General features: G+C 65.1%; 15 protein-coding genes. 12 read left to right on the top strand and 3 right to left on the bottom strand.

The features are described 5' to 3' along the window. The first annotated feature begins 124 nt into the window (after positions 1-124). Both QTI33_RS09440 and QTI33_RS09435 read left to right on the top strand, forming a co-directional pair. Positions 125-820, top strand: a complete 696-nt coding sequence (locus tag QTI33_RS09440; RefSeq protein WP_286505531.1) for a Solitary outer membrane autotransporter beta-barrel domain — start codon at positions 125-127, stop codon at positions 818-820. Between the two features lie 559 nt (positions 821-1,379). Continuing rightward, positions 1,380-2,540 carry an IS30 family transposase gene (locus QTI33_RS09435; protein ID WP_286505530.1) on the top strand — a complete coding sequence of 387 codons (1,161 nt, stop codon included), beginning with the start codon at positions 1,380-1,382 and terminating at the stop codon, positions 2,538-2,540. Positions 2,541-2,616: 76 nt separating this feature from the next. On the opposite strand, the gene QTI33_RS09430 is transcribed toward QTI33_RS09435, so the two are convergent. Then, positions 2,617-3,804, bottom strand: coding sequence for a DUF1254 domain-containing protein (locus tag QTI33_RS09430; RefSeq protein ID WP_286505529.1), 1,188 nt, complete (start codon positions 3,802-3,804; stop codon positions 2,617-2,619). An 8-nt stretch (positions 3,805-3,812) separates the two neighbouring features. Between QTI33_RS09430 and QTI33_RS09425 the strand changes: the two genes are divergently transcribed. The 5 genes from QTI33_RS09425 (at position 3,813) to QTI33_RS09405 (ending at position 9,632) form a co-directional block, all read left to right on the top strand. Further along, positions 3,813-5,204: a DUF1254 domain-containing protein gene (locus QTI33_RS09425; RefSeq protein ID WP_286505528.1), complete on the top strand. Its 1,392-nt coding sequence runs from the start codon at positions 3,813-3,815 to the stop codon at positions 5,202-5,204. Between the two features lie 320 nt (positions 5,205-5,524). Beyond that, entirely contained in the window at positions 5,525-6,229 is a 705-nt protein-coding gene (locus QTI33_RS09420; protein WP_286505527.1) for a YoaK family protein, read from the top strand. A gap of 230 nt (positions 6,230-6,459) precedes the next feature. Then, the gene (locus QTI33_RS09415) at positions 6,460-7,713 is read left to right on the top strand and encodes a cupin domain-containing protein (RefSeq protein WP_286505526.1); all 1,254 of its coding nucleotides are present in this window, start codon (positions 6,460-6,462) and stop codon (positions 7,711-7,713) included. Between the two features lie 87 nt (positions 7,714-7,800). Next, complete coding sequence (locus tag QTI33_RS09410) at positions 7,801-9,147, top strand: Nramp family divalent metal transporter (protein ID WP_286505525.1); 1,347 nt, start codon at positions 7,801-7,803, stop codon at positions 9,145-9,147. A gap of 149 nt (positions 9,148-9,296) precedes the next feature. Further along, entirely contained in the window at positions 9,297-9,632 is a 336-nt protein-coding gene (locus QTI33_RS09405) for a cell envelope biogenesis protein TolA (protein ID WP_286505524.1), read from the top strand. 94 nt (positions 9,633-9,726) lie between these two features. On the opposite strand, the gene QTI33_RS09400 is transcribed toward QTI33_RS09405, so the two are convergent. Continuing rightward, the gene (locus QTI33_RS09400) at positions 9,727-10,383 is read right to left on the bottom strand and encodes a GntR family transcriptional regulator (protein WP_286505522.1); all 657 of its coding nucleotides are present in this window, start codon (positions 10,381-10,383) and stop codon (positions 9,727-9,729) included. 182 nt (positions 10,384-10,565) lie between these two features. Between QTI33_RS09400 and QTI33_RS09395 the strand changes: the two genes are divergently transcribed. The 5 genes from QTI33_RS09395 to QTI33_RS09375 all read left to right on the top strand — a co-directional run bounded on the left by QTI33_RS09395 (position 10,566) and on the right by QTI33_RS09375 (position 13,221). After that, a complete protein-coding gene (locus QTI33_RS09395) occupies positions 10,566-10,757 on the top strand; it encodes a rubredoxin (protein WP_286505757.1) in 192 nt (63 codons plus the stop codon). Positions 10,758-10,777: 20 nt separating this feature from the next. Beyond that, positions 10,778-11,527 carry a pirin family protein gene (locus tag QTI33_RS09390; RefSeq protein ID WP_286505520.1) on the top strand — a complete coding sequence of 250 codons (750 nt, stop codon included), beginning with the start codon at positions 10,778-10,780 and terminating at the stop codon, positions 11,525-11,527. A 23-nt stretch (positions 11,528-11,550) separates the two neighbouring features. Next, complete coding sequence (locus QTI33_RS09385) at positions 11,551-12,114, top strand: tautomerase family protein (RefSeq protein ID WP_286505519.1); 564 nt, start codon at positions 11,551-11,553, stop codon at positions 12,112-12,114. A gap of 23 nt (positions 12,115-12,137) precedes the next feature. Then, positions 12,138-12,365, top strand: coding sequence for a hypothetical protein (locus tag QTI33_RS09380; protein ID WP_286505518.1), 228 nt, complete (start codon positions 12,138-12,140; stop codon positions 12,363-12,365). A gap of 61 nt (positions 12,366-12,426) precedes the next feature. Continuing rightward, the gene (locus QTI33_RS09375; protein ID WP_286505517.1) at positions 12,427-13,221 is read left to right on the top strand and encodes a haloacid dehalogenase type II; all 795 of its coding nucleotides are present in this window, start codon (positions 12,427-12,429) and stop codon (positions 13,219-13,221) included. 119 nt (positions 13,222-13,340) lie between these two features. Here QTI33_RS09375 and QTI33_RS09370 read toward each other — a convergent pair whose 3' ends face one another. Further along, a complete protein-coding gene (locus QTI33_RS09370; protein WP_286505516.1) occupies positions 13,341-17,984 on the bottom strand; it encodes a two-partner secretion domain-containing protein in 4,644 nt (1,547 codons plus the stop codon). Between the last annotated feature and the right edge of the window lie 8 nt (positions 17,985-17,992).

Below are 17,992 nucleotides of genomic sequence, written 5' to 3'. Positions count from 1 at the left end.
CGCGAGTGCGCCAACTCGCGCGAGCAAGACGGGCGGGTGACCGGATCGGGCTGCTCTCCCACATGGCACGGACGTTGTGGCGGGTCAGAATCGACCGTTCTCCTGTCCATCCGCTGATCACGCTGTGTTCGAAACCTATCGTTGGTCCTGCGCCGGGCCGCGCCGGCTCGCTGTCCGGCGCGTGGCCTCGGCCCTGACTGCGGCATGGGCCGCCGTCGCGGCCGACGCTTCTGCCCAGCCCTTGAGCGACCCGATTCGCAGTCGCATCGAAGGCGCTCGCCTGGGCATGGGTTACGCTCAGATCATCAATCTGTCGGCCTCCCCGGACCTCAGCGCCGCGAACTACACGGTGCGCGGTGCCGAGTCCGATCTGTCGCTCGACGTTTTCAGGATCCCGTACCAGGCACATTGGTTTTCCCTTTCACCGGGCTCGGACGTCTACTGGCGGCTTTCGGCTGGCTACCTGCGAATGAAGCAGTACCTGCCGACTTCGGACGCAGGCGTGGATTCGAGATGGAGCGCGGCCAGCGCGACCGCGGGGATGCTCGCGACTTTCTCGCTGGGGCGAGGTTTCACGCTCGAGCCGGCGCTGGACCTCGGCATCGCCCGCCTCGAAAACAAGGCCGACTACCTGGGCGCCGCGGCCGCCTTGCGCCCGGCACTGGACAGGCTGCTTTTCAACTGGCAGACCGATGCATGGATCGCGACGCCCAGCCTCGGGCTCGGATGGCGCCAGTCGGAAGAGGGCCGAACCTTGACTCTGCGAGCGCATGTCGCGCGTTCATGGATCAAGAGCTTCGATGCAACCGATCGGGTCTAGGAGTTCTCGGAAGCCGCCAACATCTACTCGGCACGAGCGGAATACGCGCGGCCGAGCAGCCTGCGCGTCTTCGATCGGCCCCTGGACTGGGTCGTCTATTCCAGCTATGCCGGATTCTTTGGCGCCAACAAGGATGCGCTTGGATTCGATTCGGTCGGCGAGGTCGGCGTCGGGGTGGAATCGACCTTGGCGCTGGGCCGATTGTCGGCCAGGCAGTTGCGCCTCACTGCAGGCTACTTTGGAGGTCCGCGCGTGAGGGGGTGGAGCATCGGAATGACCTTTGGATACTGACCCAGAAGGCACCGTGGACGTGGCATTGCCTCGCTGCGGCGGTTGCACAGGAAGACCCAATTTCAGCTTCAGACTGGTTGCAGCATTCTCGTTTGAGGCCTGATGGCAGGGGAGGGCCCATCTGCGACATCCAAGGTTCGCAAGCGAACGGCTCTGACCAGTCTGAAGCACGCTTTCGAGTTTGGCCGTCGAACTGGGCCTGACGGCTGCGGATTCAACCGGTCGATGCAACACACTGAAGCTGCCGTAGGCAGAAGGAGTGTTGCAGATGGCGTACAGGACAAGAACCTACTACACAGGCAGCCAGAAGGCATTGATGTGGGAGCGATGGAGGCAGGGATGGACCCTCCATCAGATCGCTCAGCTGTTCAATCGGCCTCACACGTCGGTACAGGGAATCCTGTCGCGTACCGGCGGCATTCGGCCGCCGGAGCGAAGCCGTTCATCGATGGCACTGACGCTGGCCGAGCGCGAGGAGATCTCGCGTGCCATGGTGGCTGGCTTCTCGATTCGCGCGATCGCCGTGATCCTTGGTCGAGCCGCGTCCACCATCAGCCGCGAGATCAAGCGCAATGGTGGTCCGGGATGCTATCGGGCGACCCAGGCCGACCAGGCAGCCTGGGATCGGGCTCATCGGCCCAAGCGCTGCAAGCTGGCCGAGAACCGGATCTTGGCGCGCATCGTCACGGACAAACTTGGCCTGCAATGGTCTCCGGAGCAGATTGCGGGGTGGCTCAAACACACTTACCCTTGCGACGAGACCTGCCACGTGTCACACGAGACCATCTACCGCAGCCTGTTCATTCAAGCCCGCGGGGCCTTGAAGAAGGAGTTGCTGCAGCACCTGAGACGAACGCGAGGCATGCGCCGCTCGCGCCATCACACACAGAAGACCGACGCCCACGGGAGAATCGTCGACGCCGTCTCGATCAGCGAGCGACCGGCCACGGTTGAGGACCGAGCAGTCCCTGGTCACTGGGAAGGCGACTTGCTGTTCGGAAGCTCCAACAGCCAGATCGCCACGCTGGTTGAGCGTCAGACGCGCTACGTGATGCTCGTGAAGGTCACCGGCAAGGACACGGAGACCGTCGTCAACGCGCTGATCAAGAATGCTCGCAAGCTACCGCAGGAGCTCTACAAGTCGCTCACCTGGGATCGAGGCAAAGAGATGGCGGGCCACAAGCAGTTCACCTTGGCGACCGACATCCAGGTCTTCTTCTGCGATCCTCAGAATCCTTGGCAGCGCGGAACCAACGAGAATACGAACGGGCTGCTGAGGCAGTACCTTCCCAAGGGCATCGATGTCTCGGCATTCTCACAGGCCAAACTCAATGCATTGGCGCGGAGGTTGAACGAGCGTCCCAGGAAGACTCTCGACTTCCAAACACCGGCTGAGATGTTCAGTCAGATCGTTGCATCGACCGGTTGAATCCGCAGCCGTGAGCGGACCTTGGCCAAGTCGATCTCAACGGCTGCTCACTGCTGCGAAGCCGATATTCGGCGGATCAGCTGGCAGGCGTTGCCTGGGGGAATTTCCAGTTCCCGTTGAGGATCTCGGCTCGCGGCCTGTAGAGGCGAACCATGTAGTTCCAGCCCTTCATGGTTGGCAGGCAGTTCGGAATCTTCCCGTCGCAGCCTCCAAACTGGACCTGCACAGATCCGTCCGCCGCCTTTTGCGCCGTGATGCTGTTGAGCGAGTAGGCGTTGAGCGGGTTGGCCTCGTAGTAGCCCTTTGCGTTGTACATGCTGACAGACCAGAAGCCATCCACCGGAACATTCTTCACGTCGAGCTTGTACACGGTGGCGCCATCGTTCTTGGGTGGGGTGACGTTCAGATAGAGCGCCTCCTTGGGAGGATTCGCGCCCCAGCCCAATGCGGCGCCGATGACGTATCGCACAGGGTCGACTTCGCTCTTCTTGCCGTACATCCGGTTGGTATCCGGATACGTCGAGCCCAGCACGAGGAGTGCCTCCCGCACCTTCTTCTGGCTGGCTTGATCCCAGTTCGGGACCTCGAACTTTCCGGGATTGCGCTGCACAGCCTTGATCTTGTCTTGCAGGGCGTGGACCTGTTCCATGTCCTTGGGACTGGCCGGATCGACCAAGGTGCGAACGGCGACCACGACATAACGCGTCCCGATGTCTTTCCTGGTGAGGGTGACGCTGCCCGGCTTGTAGTAGACGCCGTGCGTGTACTGGTCCTCATCGATCACCTGGAGCGACATGAATCGCTTGCCGGCCTCCGGAAGCGTGATGGTCACCGGGCCGGCGTCAAGATCGAAGACTGCAGAGGAGTAGAGCGTGTCGCGATTGAGGCGGATGACGGTCTGCTTGGCGATCGGCGCCGGATCGCGTGTGTGGTCGAATTTCCCGAAGCCGCCGTTCTTCACCACGCCGCCGAAGTAGAGGTCCGACTCGGCACGCGCAAAATTGTCCGGCGTCACGGCAACAGGTGCGCCCGCCGTCGATGCCGGCGCGATTTGAGCGTTCGCGAGCGGCCAGCATGGCGCGACAAGCGCGAGAACGGCGAGGTAGCGAGAATCGGGACGGATCATCCTGTCGAGGCCTTTCCAGCGGTTGGTTGAGACGCTCATGACGAGCGCACGGCAAGCGTACCAGCCGACCAGGTCGCCGGCTATAGTATTTGCGAACGTCGGCGTGTCCCGCCGCGCCTCCACTGAAGCATCGAACAAGGAAGCCAATGTTCAAGCACCGATTGCTCACCGCGCTCGCCTGTCTGCTGTTGCCATTTGCCGCGAGCCATGCCGCCGTCACAGTCAACGCCGAGCAAGCCCGCGCCATCGCCAAGGAAGCCTACATCTACGGCTATCCAATGGTCGACAGCTATCGTGTCGAATACGGCTACTTCGTTGATCAGGCCAACCCGGAGTTCAAGGGGCCATGGAACCAGATCACGAACGTGCCGCGTGTCTACACGCCCAAGGACATCGCGATCCAGACCCCAAATTCCGACACGCCCTATTCCTTCGTCGGTCTGGACCTGCGTGCGGAGCCGATGGTCTTGACCTTGCCGCCGATCGACAAGGGGCGCTACTTCAGCGTGCAACTCATCGACGCGTACACCTTCAACTTTGGCTACCTGGGCAGTCGTGCGACCGGCAACGCCGGAGGCAGCTACCTCATCGCGGGTCCGCACTGGCATGGTGCGACACCGAAGGGAATCAAGAAGGTGCTGAGGTCGGAGTCCGACCTGGTCATGGCGATCTATCGCACGCAGCTCTTGAGCCCTGACGACCTCGACAAGGTCAAGGAAATTCAGGCCGGCTACAAGGTCGCACCGCTGTCCGCATTCATTGGAGGGCCTGCGCCCAAGGCGCCACCAGCCATCGAATACATCAAGCCACTGTCGCAGGCCGACCAGAAAGGCTCGCTCGCGTTCTTCGACGTGCTGAACTTCGTGCTCCAGTTCGCACCGACTCACCCGTCGGAGAAGGCGCTCATGGCGCACTTTTCGAAGATCGGAGTCGGGCCCGGGCAGCACTTCGACGCCGACAAGTCGTCTCCTGAGATCAAGATGGCGATCCAGCAGGGAATGAATGACGCCTGGCAGTCGATGGGCGCCTTGTCAAAGCAATTCGACCAAGGAAAGCTGAGCGCCGGCGACCTGTTCGGCACACGCGAGTCGATGAAGAACAACTACCTGAACCGGATGCTCGCGACGATCGGCATCTACGGCAACTCGAAGGAAGAGGCCCTCTATCCCGTCTACGGGGTGGATGCCAATGGTCAGCCGCTCGACGGTTCGAATCGCTACACGCTGCACTTTGCCGCCGGCCAATTGCCGCCCGTGAATGCGTTCTGGTCACTGACGATGTACGAGCTCCCGGCAAGTTTGCTGGTCGAGAACCCGCTCAGTCGCTACCTTATCAATTCGCCGATGTTGCCGAAGCTGAAGCGCGATCCTGATGGCGGGCTCACTCTCTACATCCAGCAGGAGTCACCAGGCAAAGACAAAGAGGCCAACTGGTTGCCGGCGCCGAAGGGGCCGTTCAATCTGTATATGCGGCTCTACTGGCCGAAAGAGGCAGCCTTGAAGGGATCGTGGAAGGCGCCCAAACTCAACAAGGTCTGACGCAGAGGTCGGCACGCAGCCGTCGGCTGTCGGGTTGGGACCGGACGTTGCGCGCGCACGGTTGAACGGCTGGCTGGGTTGGGCCCTGATCAGCGTTCCGACGACGAGCAGATCGGCCGCTCGATCTGGCTTCGAAACCGGGTGGGGGCAGCCGGCGAGGGGACGCATATCGGGCGATGTCCGCAGAGGGCAGCGGGACCACCATACGAGTGAGCACCGCCGTGCAGCATGCCGCCAGGACATGGCCTGATCTTGCATCTGAAACAGACCGCCGTGGGTTCGAAACACGTCTGGCACCCAACTCGGAGACGATCGCCCCCATGATCGCCAACGCCGAACGCCTCGACCCCACGCGCGGTTTGCAGATCGCAGTGGCCATGTCGTTCCTGGGTGGCTTTCTCGACGCCTATTCCTATGTGGGTTGGGGTGGTGTTTTCGCGGGCGCACAAAGTGGGAACGTCATCCTGATGACGATTTCGATAGCTCAAGGTCATTGGCTCGCGGCGACGCGTCATCTCCCGTCCATCCTGGCCTTTGGGCTCGGCGTTGTCGCATCGCAGTTGCTCAAGATGCAACGTCCCGCATCCTTTCTCAGGCGGCCGGACATTGCGGTCCTCGCCCTGGAAGCAACAGCCCTGCTCGTGATCGCGCTCCTTTCGCCACCGACGCCAGCGTCGCTGGTCACTGCGGTCCTGGCCTTTGCCGCCGGCTTGCAGTTGAGCTATTTCGGACGCGTGCACGCCTGGACCTACAACTCCACCATGACGACCGGCAACTTGCGCAATCTGATCGAGGCCATCACGAGCATGGTCTTCCATCGAGACGGGGCCGCGCAGAAGCAGGCCATTGCCCTGAGCATGACGATTGCAGCATTTGCGGCTGGTGCAGGGATCGGCGGACTGACCACCTATCGATTTCAATCTCACGCGATCTGGATGGCGGTACTGGTTCCGGCCCTCGGCATTTGCATGCTCTCGACGTCGAAAGGCAGCGCGAGATCGAAGCGCGATAGCTCCCCTGAATGAAACGGGCGTCGGGGAAGGCCTGCATGAGAGGCGATGTGGTTGCGTCAGCCCTCCCGCAGCGTGCCAACGATCCCTGAGGTTTCAACTGAAATTCGGTCCGGAAAGCCGAAATGGCTCTGCAATCCTCAGGCGCGAGCATGGACGCGTGCCGTCATCGCGGCAAAGCGATACACCTTCAACCCAGCCTGCGCACAACGCTTTTCGCGCGGCATGCACTTCGGAGAACTTCGATGACCACCAGAACGCACCAAAACACGACCGATGCCGCCCCGCAGCAAGTCCCGCATCACGAGGCGCCGACCTTCGGCAATCCGGATCAGCCAGCGGAAGGCACGATCAATCTAGTGGGCGACACCGGCAGTGCGCGCATGGAAGGCCCCCGCAACCCAGTGCTCGAGGGCCAATTTCCTTCCGCCACCAATGCGCCCGCGACCGACATCAGCACCCAGCCCTTCTTCTGGTCCTCGTTCAACATTTCGCCGCGCCGCCAGCAGGCCGGCGGCTGGGCACGTGAATTGACCCAGGCCGACTTCGCGATTTCCGACGAGATCTCGGGGGTGAACATGTTTCTGGCAGCCGGCGGAATTCGGGAACTGCACTGGCACCAGACCGCGGAATGGGCGGTGATGACGCGAGGCCGGTGCCGCGTGACGATGCTCGATCAGCGCGGTCGGCCGAGTGTCGAGGACGTCGAGGCGGGCGACATCTGGTACTTCCCGGCGGGTTTGCCGCACTCGCTGCAGGGGCTGGGCCCGGAGGGCGCGGAATTCGTCATCGCGTTCGACGACGGGTCGCAATCGGAAAGCAACACCTTGCTCATCACGGACTGGATCGCCCACACGCCGCCCGATGTGCTGGCGAAGAACTTCGGCGTACCGGTCGAGACCTTCAAGGACATCCCGCTCCACAACCTCTGGATCTTCCAAGGTGCCGAGCCCGGGAGCCTAGAGGCCGACCGCAAGGCGGCCCAGGTGGTCGAAGGCACCGAGGCGGTCATCTTTCGCCTCTCGCGGTCACCGGCCATCAAACAGAACGATGGTGGGCGCATCCAGTTCGCCGACAGTTCGAACTTTCCGATTGCGAAGACGATCGCGACGGCACTGGTCACCATCGAGCCGGGTGGCATGCGCGAGATGCATTGGCATCCCAACGCGGACGAGTGGCAGTACTACCTTCGCGGCACCGGTCGGATGACCGTCTTCAATACCGGACCGAAGGCGACGACCAACGACTTTCGTGCGGGCGACGTCGGCGTGGTGCGTCGCAATCTCGGCCACTATGTCGAGAACACCGGCGATGACGTGCTGCAGTTCGTCGAGGTATTTCGTGCGGACCGCTATGAAGAAGTGTCGTTGGCGAACTGGCTGGGCCACTTGCCGCCGGAGCTGGTCATGCAGCATCTGAACATCTCTCCCGAAGCGCTCGCCAGCTTTCCGCGCGTCACGCAGGGCATCGTCCCCATTGCCAAGGCCATCGGGGCTTGAGCCGAGCGGCGCAAACCGCGGGCCTTGCCAGGCCCGGCATGCGTCGATCTTCCCCGTTGAAATGTGAACATCAGCCCGAGAACCGCCATGCCGTCGTCGCAAGTCGTACAGATTGCCGCCCCTATTCCTGTCAACGCGATCGCGCCGAGCTTGCCGGAAGCGTACCGCTCCGTGCGCGTGCCCGGCGGTGTGGGCAACTTCTGGCGCAAGCTGGCCGCCTTTGCCGGCCCGGGTTACCTCGTCGCAGTCGGCTACATGGACCCCGGCAACTGGGCGACAGGCATCGCGGGCGGGTCGGCCTTCGGCTACACCCTGCTTTCGGTGGTGCTGCTCTCCAGCCTGATGGCGATGCTGCTGCAATCGTTGTCGGCGAAGTTGGGCATCGTCGCCGGGCTGGACCTGGCACAGGCGTGCCGCGTCCACTACAGCGCACCGACGCGCGTCGCCCTGTGGATACTCTGCGAGATCGCCATTGCCGCATGCGATCTCGCCGAAGTCATCGGAACGGCCATCGCGCTCCAGCTGCTTTTCGGCATTCCCCTCGTGACGGGTGTCTGCCTCACGGCCTTCGATGTGCTGTTGATCCTGATGCTGCATCAGCGAGGCTTCCGGCAACTCGAGGCTTTCGTGGTGGCGCTGATGGTGATCATCACCGGCTGCTTCGCGGTGGAGCTGTTTCTGTCGCGGCCCGACCTGGCGGCCGTCGCGAAAGGCTTCGTGCCGACGGCAGAGATCGCGTCGAACCCGGCGATGCTCTATCTGGCGATAGGCATCCTGGGCGCCACCGTGATGCCGCACAACCTGTATCTGCATTCGGCGCTGGTGCAGACGAGGCGCTTCGAGCGGACCCCCGGCGGGATGCGCGAGGCATTGCGTTTCGCCACGTTCGACAGCACCATCGCGCTCGTCTTCGCCCTGTTCATCAATGCGGCGATCCTCATCCTTGCGGCGTCGGCCTTCCATGTCAACGGCCGCGTCGACGTGGCCGACATCCACCAGGCCTACGACCTCCTGACCCCCATGCTCGGAGGAGCCATCGCCAGCGTGCTCTTCGCCGCGGCATTGCTCGCCTCGGGCCAGAACTCGACGGTGACCGCGACGCTGGCCGGCCAGATCGTCATGGAGGGCTTCATCGACGTGAAGATCGCGCCGTGGGCGCGGCGGCTGGTGACCCGGCTGCTCGCGATCGTTCCGGCCGTGGTTGTCGCGTGGCTGTATGGAGAAAGCGGAACCACCAAGCTGCTCATCTTCAGCCAGGTCATCCTGAGCCTGCAGCTTCCGTTCGCAGTCGTTCCGCTGGTGAAGTTCACCAACGATGCGAGACTCATGGGAGAGTTCGCCAACCGGGGGTGGGTGAAGTTCGCCGCTTGGAGCGTGTCGGCCCTCATCATCGGCCTCAACCTGAAGCTGGTGTTCGGGTTGGTCACGGGCTGATGGAGCACGCGTCGCAATCGCTGGGTTACATGCGTAACACGCACCCGGCTGAATGCAATCAGTTCGAAAGACCTCGGCGGAATGATCGACCCGTGACTCGCAGAAGCCGTCACTTCCGTCAATCAACATCATTGAGAAGAGGTCTCCAAATGAAGAATATCCATGCACTCGCCGTCCTCGCACTCGCAGCTGCGGCTGCAATGGGCACGGCACAGGCTCAGCCCAGCGGCGATGCCTCGTCCACCCGCTCGCCGATCCTGAACAGCAAGCCCCAACTCCGCGCTGAAGCGAAGAAGGATGCGCGAGCACCGGGCCAGGTCAAGGCCATTGGCGGCGATGAGATCAAGACGGCCGAGAACGACAGCATCGGCAATGACAAGGCCGGACTCACCGCGCAGAAGCATGTCGCTTCGCGCGAAGCCCGTCACCCCAACCGGCAAGTCACGCCGCAAGGCGGTACGCCGGATTTGCCGGGCGCGAAGTAGGAATGGCCCGCGGAGTCGGTGAGCGGCTCGCGCCGGCTCTGGCTCTGCGGAATGGCGTGGCGCGCGCATTGAGGTCGGAGCGCGCGCAAATCCATCAGGCCAGCTTCTGCAGCGCCGCGGTGAACAACGGCTTCCACTCCTGGATATGCCGGGTGATGAGGGCCGCGATCGCATCGCTCTCGCCCGCGACCGCCAGCTCGATCATCTGATAGTGCTCGCCGACCGAGGCCTGCTGTCTTTTCTTGCCCTCGTCCGAGTCGATGCCGTAGAGGCGCATGTCGTCACGCAGGCTCAGGACCAGCTTGGTCAACAGCGGGTTGTTCGCACGCGCCACCAGCGCCGCATGGAAACGCCGGTCGGAATCGATGTAGCCGCGCACGTCGTCGCGGCCCACTGCATCGCGGACCTCGTCGGCGAGCGCGATCAGCGGCGCGGTGTCGGTGAGACCGCGCCTGGCCACGGCGACCAGTGCGCTGCTCTCGAGAAGCACGCGCAGATCGAAGAGGTTCTCCAGGTCACTCAATGAGGTGGCCTCGACCTTGAAGCCGCGGTTCCGCATCGGTGACACGAGGCCGTTGCGGCTCAGTTCCAGCAAGGCTTCACGCACCGGCGTGGTCGAGACCCCCAATTCCGTCGACAGCGTCGGCACCGTGTAGACGGTGCCGGGGGCGGCGCGCCCCGAGACGATTTCCGAGCGGAGTTGGGCGAGTACCTGCTCGCGCAGGTTCAAGGAAGGGTCCAGGGCGGGCATCGGGGCTTTCATCCATTGGTGGCGCATCAGGCCGATGGCTGAAATTCTAGCAAAACCCTTGCATTGATGCGTGACGCGCTACTAAAATGCGTCACGCGCTACTCAAGGCGCAGACCAGGCCGAGTCGGTTCGGCCGTTTTCCATGGAGAACCCCGATGACTGACGAAGCGCTGACGCGCCACTTGTGCCTGGGCTGCGGCTTCCTGTACGACGAGGCGCTGGGCCTGCCCGAGCACGGGCTCGCCCCGGGCACCCGTTGGGCCGACATCCCCGACGACTGGGTCTGCCCCGATTGCGGCACCCCCAAGCACCGCTTCGAGATGGTCGAGCTGCCCTATGCCGCCGGGCAGCCTGTCTCGCACGCCACGCTCTGAACGCACGAGGAAGAACGACCATGAACGACACTTTCGTCCTGCGCGACAGCGAGCGCGGCTACGACCACTTCCTGTCGACCGGGGAGGCCTCGTCCTATATCGGTGGCCACCCCGAAGCGACCCTGTCGCGCCACTCGAGCTTCAATTTCGGACCGTATCAATCGGGCCGTGCAGGCTTCGGCCGCGTGCGCGTCTTCGGCGACGAAGTCTTCCGCGGCGCCGGCTGTGGCTACAACATCCATCCGCACCACAACTTCATCATTTGCGCGTTCGTGCTGCAGGGCACGCTGACCCACATCAACACCGTCGGCAAGATCGACCAGCTGAAGCAGGGCGACTACTACGCTTTCTCGGCCGGCGCAGGCGGCAAGCATTGCGAGCGCAACCTCGAGAACGAGGACGTCAACGTGATCTACCTCTGGATCCTGCCGGACCAGTTGTTGCTGCCGCCGTCCTATGCGCGCCACCATTTCGATGCGGCCTCTCAGCGCAACCAGATCGTTCCGCTGGTGGGCAGGGCCGACGGTGCACTCCGGATCTCGCAGGACCTCAGGGTGTCGCGGCTGGCGAGCGACCAGGTGCAAACCATCGATTACCTGCCCGCATCGCCCGAGCACGGCGTCTATGTCTTCGTGCTGGAAGGCGAGGCCTCATGCAATGGCACCCGTCTGGGTCGGCGCGACAGCACCGGCATCTGGGGAGAAGCCCGAATCACGATCGAGACCGGCGCGCAAGACGCTGATCTGTTGATCGTCGAGTCCGTCCGTTGAACCCGATCCCTGGAGACATTCGCATGCCGATCATTCATCTGCAACATCCCGCGGGGGCGCTCGATGCCACACGCAAGGCCGCGCTGGCCCAGCGCCTCACCGACGTCCTGCTCACCATGGAGGGCGGCGCCAAGACTCACGGGGGACTGGCGTTCGCCTCCGTCATCTTCACCGAGGTGCCCGCCGGCGACTGGTGGGTCGGCGGCAAGTCCGACGCCACCTTCGTCACCGCACCCGGCCAGTTCCTTGCCCGCGTCAGCATCCCGGAGGGCTACATGAACCAGGCGCACAAGAGCGAAGTGCATCAGGGAGTCAACGATGCGATCGTCAAGACGATGGACGGTCCTCCGTCGGCGCACCAGGGGGCCAGCATCCTCGTGATCCTCGACGAGGTGCCCGAAGGCAACTGGGGCGCCCGCGGCCAGACCATCAGCCTCGCCGGCATCGCCGAGACCGTCGGGCTGCCCAAAGACGGCGAACGCTTCGGTTGGGTGCGCGACTACTTCGACGCCAAGGCGCGGCAGTACGCTGCGGCCGGCTACCCCGCGGATGCCGGCGGTCTGCTGCCGGATGCCCGCAAACCCTGAACCCGTCCGCCTGGAGGATCCACATGAGTCTCAAGTTCGTGTGTTCCACGCGCGCCGAGTCCTCGATCGACATTCCTGCCATCGGGTTGCAGTTCGCGGCGGCCTTCTTCACCGGGCTGGGCGAGGTGATGCGCGACGGCATCCCGCAGCCAGCCGTGCTCGACGCATTCGGCCAACGATGGGGGGTGGAGTTTCTGGGGCCGCCGCTTGGCAAAGCAAGCGAATCCATCGAAGGCACACTCGACCACTGATCGTTTGCCGAACGAGGCGCGCACTGCGCCGGAGCGCCCTCACCGCAAACCGAGAAAATCGATGATTCGATCGCAGGAAACTCTCGTTGCTCGTTCGCCCGAAACGGCTTTTTGCCGAATCGATCCCTTGTCGATCAAGGCATTGACGTTCGACATGCAAGGCAGCTTGCTCGACTTCTACACCACGATCGTCGATGCAGGAACGAAGCTCACCGGGAGCCGGAGTATCCAGGTGGATTGGACCGACGTTCTGAATCGGTGGCGCAAGTCCTACCGCGATGAACTGGACCGCATGCTGGCGGGTGAGCTGCCATGGAAGTCCACAGATTGCATCTATCGGAGCACGCTGGATGACCTCCTGGGCCAGGTCGACTGGGGGAGCGTGCTGTCGCCAGAGGACCGCGACGGATTGAGCGCCACATGGTCGACCCTGAAACCGTGGCCGGATACACGACCGGGACTCATGCAGCTTCACCATCGATTCAAGTTGTCGACGCTGTCGAACGGTTCGATGGCCTCCATCATCAACATCGTCAAGACGCACGGCCTCCCGTTCGATTGTGTTCTGACTTCGGAACTGGTGGATTCAGCGAAGCCGGATCCTCGGGTCTATGCATTGGCGCAGAAGTCACTCGGTATGCGCGCCGACGAGATCCTCATGGTCGCGTGCCACAAATACGATCTGGCGGCTGCGAAGAAGTTCGGATTCAAGGTGGCTTTCATTCCGCGACCCCTGGAGTTCGGCCCCCTGGCTCGAGCGGATGTCGGGACGGAGGCATATTTCGACGCGATGGCTCCGAGCTTGATCGAGTTGGCAAACTTGCTCGTGGTGAATTCTTCGGACGGCCTCGCATAAGGTGAGACCGTCCGCGCTTCTCAGCGGGGACGGCGGTGACGATCGCCGGCATGGAGTTGCTACGCATTCACAAAAGCCAGTTCGAAGCCTGCTGCCGCGACGGCTTCGAAGATGGCTTCCTACTTGCCGCCATGGCCCTGGTTGATGACCACCCCGCCCGCGCCGCCGTCGAGCTTGGTGGCCTGCGAACCGCTGCTCTTCTGATTGTCGACGTAGACATCGAGCGAACCGCTGCCCTTTTGCTGGGCATTGGGATTCACTGGCGCCTTCGCAGGGGTGGCCGGCGTGGCGGCACCAGCGCTGGGCTTCGGAGCGGGTGCTGGTGCTGGTGCTGGTGCGGGTGCGGGTGCGGGCGCTGCCGGTGTCTTCGCCGCGGCCTTCTTGGTGGGCGTCAGGCTCGACCCCGACCCCGATGCCGCGAAGCCCACGGTCTGCGAACTCGACGAACTCTTGGCGTCCTTCTGCGAGAAACTGCCGCCGGCGTCGGCCGCGATGCCGTTGGCGGCCTTCACCTGGGTGCCTTCGAGCGTGGTGTTCATGCCGGACGAAAGTCGGATCGCGCCCGCGCCGCTGCCGATGCTGCCGCCGGTCGCCGTGTCGCTGTTCGACTTGGACGAGCCCACGGCCAGGCCGGCTGCGCCGCTGCGCGAGTCCATGGTCTCGCCGCCGGTCTTCTTGCCGTCGGTGCCCCGGGTTCCGCCGACGTTGTCCTTCTTCTCGCCCGACGCGGAGGCAGAGACGTCGACCGAGAGCGCGCTGCTGCTCTCGACCTTGCGCGCCGCGTTGAAGTTCAGGTTGCCGCCAGCCGACACGGACACGTCGCCCTGGTCACTCCCGATCTTCGTCCCGGTGAAGCTCGCATCGCCGCCGCTCTTGATGCTGAGGGGACCGCTGCCGCTCTGGATGCTGCCGGCCACGTCCTCGTCCAGGCTGCTCCTGGACTGCGCATAGCCGACCGCGGCGCTGCCGCTGGCACCCGATTTTCCGGCCGTGATGCCCACGTCGACGCCCACGTCCTGGCTGCTCGACGAGGCCGTATTCTTGGCTGCCGCGAAGTCGACCTTGCCCCCGGCGTCGACGCTGGCGGCGCCGCCGGCGCTCAGGTTCGTGCCTTCGAAGCGCGTGGCGAAGCTGCTGGTCGTGTCCTTCTTCTCGATCGTGTCGAAGCTGACGTTGCCCGCATAGAGCAGGCCGGCGTTGTTCAGGTTGCCAGCGGAGGCGGCCGGTGTGGCGGCACTCAGGTCCAGTGCGCCGCCGTTGGCTTCCACGCGCAGGTCGTGCAGCGCCGACAAGGCGCCGGTGGCCCCCACGGTGATCGACGGCGCCTTCACCTCGAGGTCGTTGGCGGAGAAGATCAGCCCGTTGTTGGTGAGAGCCTGGGAGATTTCGACCGTGCCTGTCCCGCTGCCGCCCAGCGCGGCGAGGACGCGCCCGGTCTTGGCGGCCGACCCCGATCCCTGCACCGCGAGCGACAGCGTCTTGGCCTGGAGGTGCAGGTCGCCCTGCGACACCAGCGCGGAACGCGCGCCGATCGCGACGTTGCCGGTGTTCACGCTGACGCTGTCGCCGAGCGCATTGCCGTTGAGGGCCAGCGTCGACTGCGGGTCGCCGGTCACGGTCAACGCGCCGCCGCTTTGCAGCGTGCCGTCGATGGTGGCCGTGTAGCTGTTGGCGCCGAGGGCTTGCAGCGTCAGGGCCCGGTTGGCCAGGATGTCGCCGTTGCCCGCCGTGCCGTCGACCCGGCTCTGCAGGCCGTCGCTGCCGATGCCGACCGTGAGCGCGCCGAGCGATTGCAGTGTGCCCCGATTGACGATGCCCTTGCCCGACAACGTGCCGCCGCCGGCCGTGGTCGACGCCATCGTGACCACGCCGCCAGCCTGGTTCGTGAGGGTGCCGCTGGCGGCGATGCGCGAATCGGCGCCGGCGCCGCCCTGGATGTTGCCCGCGTTCGTGAGGTCGCCCACGTCGATCGCCAGCTCGTCGCCGAGCATGACGGCGCCGACGGTGTTGTCGACCTGGCTGCCGGTGCCCGAAATGCCGAGGACTGCGCCATTGCCCGCCTGGCCGTTGCCGGCCTGCAGGGTGCCGGCGTTGCGCAGGCTGCCGCTGGCGTTGACCTGCAGGTTGCCGCCGGTGCGCAGCAGGGCCAGCGCCTGGTTGTCGACGCGGCTGGCCGTGAGCACGGCGTCCTGCTGCGCCTGCATCGTGCCGCTGTTGGTCAGCGTGCCTGCGACGCGCACCTGGCTGGCGGGACCGCCCGACTGCGTGGAGAGCAGCCAGACGCCCTGGTTGTCGAGGCTCGCCGCGTCGATGGTGCTGCCACTCGCGGCCTGTACCCAGCCGTTCGACTGGTTGCTGACCGCAGCGGCCTTCAGCGCCAGCGCGCCGTCGGCCAGCAGTTGCCCGCTGTTGTCCAGCGATTGCGTGGCGCCGCCGTTCAGGTCGGCGATATCGAGGGCGCCCGCTGCGTGGACCTTGCCACTGTTGTCGATCGCGCCATCGACGCGCACGACGGTGTCGCCGGCGGATGCCGCGACCACACCGGCGTTGTCCAGCCCTTGGGCACCGCTCAGCGCGACGCTCGCGCCCGCGAGCGTGCCGCCGGTTGCGTTGGCGATGGCGCCGCCGCTGCCGAGCGCCAGCGCCTGGCCGGCCTGCAGCACCGCGCCGGACGCATTCTTCAGCGTGCCGGTCGTCGTGATGCCCAGCTTGCCGCCAGCGGCCATCACCTGGCGATTGTCGAGATCGCCGGCGCTCACCGACGCGTCGCCGGCCGACTGCATCACGCCCGCGTTGAGCAGGCTGCCGCCGACCTCGACCTGGTCGGCCGAGCCGGCCTGCTGCGAAAGCAGCCAGGTGCCGCTGTTGGCAAGCGAATCCGCCGCGACCGTGCTGTGGGATGCGGCCTGGATCCAGCCATCGGCACTGTTGGTGACCTCGCCGGCCTGCAAGCTCATCGCGCGCGCGGCGAGCAGGTCGCCGCTGTTGTTCAACTGCCCGGCCTTGGCCACGATGTCCTGCGCCGCGCGCACACTGCCGCCGTTGTCCAGCGTGCCCGCCACGTTCAGCGTCGCGCTGCCAGTGACGGCCAGCACGCGGCCCGTGTTGCGCAGGCTCGCGGCGTCGATGGTGTTGGTGCTGCCGGCCTGCATCCAGCCGCTGTTGTCGATCGCCGCGGCGCGTGTGCGCATCGACCCGCCGGCGAGCAGGTTGCCGCTGTTGCCGAGGGCTTGGCTCGCCCCGCCGGCCGCGTCGGCGATGTCCAGGGCCTGGCCGGCGTTGAGGGTGCCGCGGTTCACGATCTGCGTGCCCGCGCGCACGGTGACCGAACCCTGGTCGGCAGTGATGACGCCCGTGTTCGAGAGGCCGCCCGTGGCGTCGATCGCCAGTTGGCCCGCGACGCTCTGCACGCCCTGGCCGTCGCCGGTCGCGGTCGACAGCTTGCCGCTGCTTGCCAGTCGCAGATCGCCCTGGGCTCGAACGGCGGCGGCGCCGAGCGCCATGTCGCCCGCCGTCGCTTCGGCGTCGAGTGCGCCGCCGGCCTGCAGGCGAGCGCCTTGGCCGGCGTCGAGACGCGCGCCGCTGGCCTTCAGGTCATTGCCCGCGATGACGGCGCTGCGCACCAGCGCCAGCCCGCCCAGGCGCGCGGTCGCGGCAACGTCGCGGGCCGCGGTCAGGCTGGCGTCGGTCAGTGCGATCGCGGCGGCATCGTTGCTGGTGCTCGCCAGCAGCACGTCGCGCCGCGCCGAGATGCGGTTCTGAAGTTCGACCCGTCCGGCGGCCGAGAGCACGAAGTCTTCCGCGCTGGCGGCCGCGTCGCCGAGCATGCGCACGCCCACGCCGGCCTCGGTCGCGCTGAGCTTGATCCGGTTGGCGTACATGCCGCCGAGCGCGGCGCTGTCGATGGCGTAGACCGGCGCGCTGCCCTGCGCGGCGACGCCGCCCGTGACCGCGCGCGTGCCGTAGTCCCATTGGTTGGTGCCGGTCGTGATGCCGAGGTCCTGCGCATTGATGTTGCCTTCGATGCGCACGGAACGCGTCACCAGGTCGAGCACCTGCTGCGCGGTCGCGTTGAGTCCGTTGCCCGTGACCAGGATGTCGCCGCCGCTGACGTTGAAGCCGCCGAGGCTGCCGTCGGCCCGCATGAAGGGCAGGCCGGTGGTCAGCGTCACGCGGTCGGTGTTGATGAAGCCGCAGCTCGAGCAGGTGATGCCGTAGGGATTGGCCAGCACGACGTCGGCCCTGCCGCCGAGCACTTCGGTAAAGCCGGCGAGGGTGCTGCGGTTGTTCGCGACCACCTCGTTGAGGATCACGTTGGCCGACTTCGCCGCGTTGTAGTTGGCCATGATCTGCCCGGCCAGCTGCGAGCTGTAGGTGATCTGCTGGGTGGTCGTGTTGTTGAGGATCAGGCCGGCGGCGTTGACGTTGAACTGCTGGTAGCGGTTGTGCGACAGGCCCGCCGCATTCGGGTTGGCGATGTTGACCACGGTCACGCCGTTCGGGGCCAGGTACACGTTGGTCTGCCCGCCGGGGGCGGCCACGGCGGTCTGCGCCGAGGCCGTCGAGGCGCCGAACGCGCCCGCCAGCGCGGCGGCGACCAGCAGCGGCGCGGCTGGACGGCTGGCCTTGCTGCTCTTGCTGCTCTTGCTGCTCTTGCTGCTCTTGCTGCTCTTGCTGCTCTTGCTGCGCCCGCGCGCGGTTTCGGCGACGGCGACCCAGGCGTGGACGGTGGTGTTCCAGACGATGCGATAGATGTGGTTCATGGCGGTTC

It is taken from the genome of Variovorax davisae, from assembly GCF_030316845.1.
Lineage (GTDB): Bacteria > Pseudomonadota > Gammaproteobacteria > Burkholderiales > Burkholderiaceae_C > Variovorax > Variovorax davisae.
The sequence above is the reverse complement of the archived record's forward strand: the minus strand, read 5'-3'. Positions and strand labels throughout refer to the sequence as shown.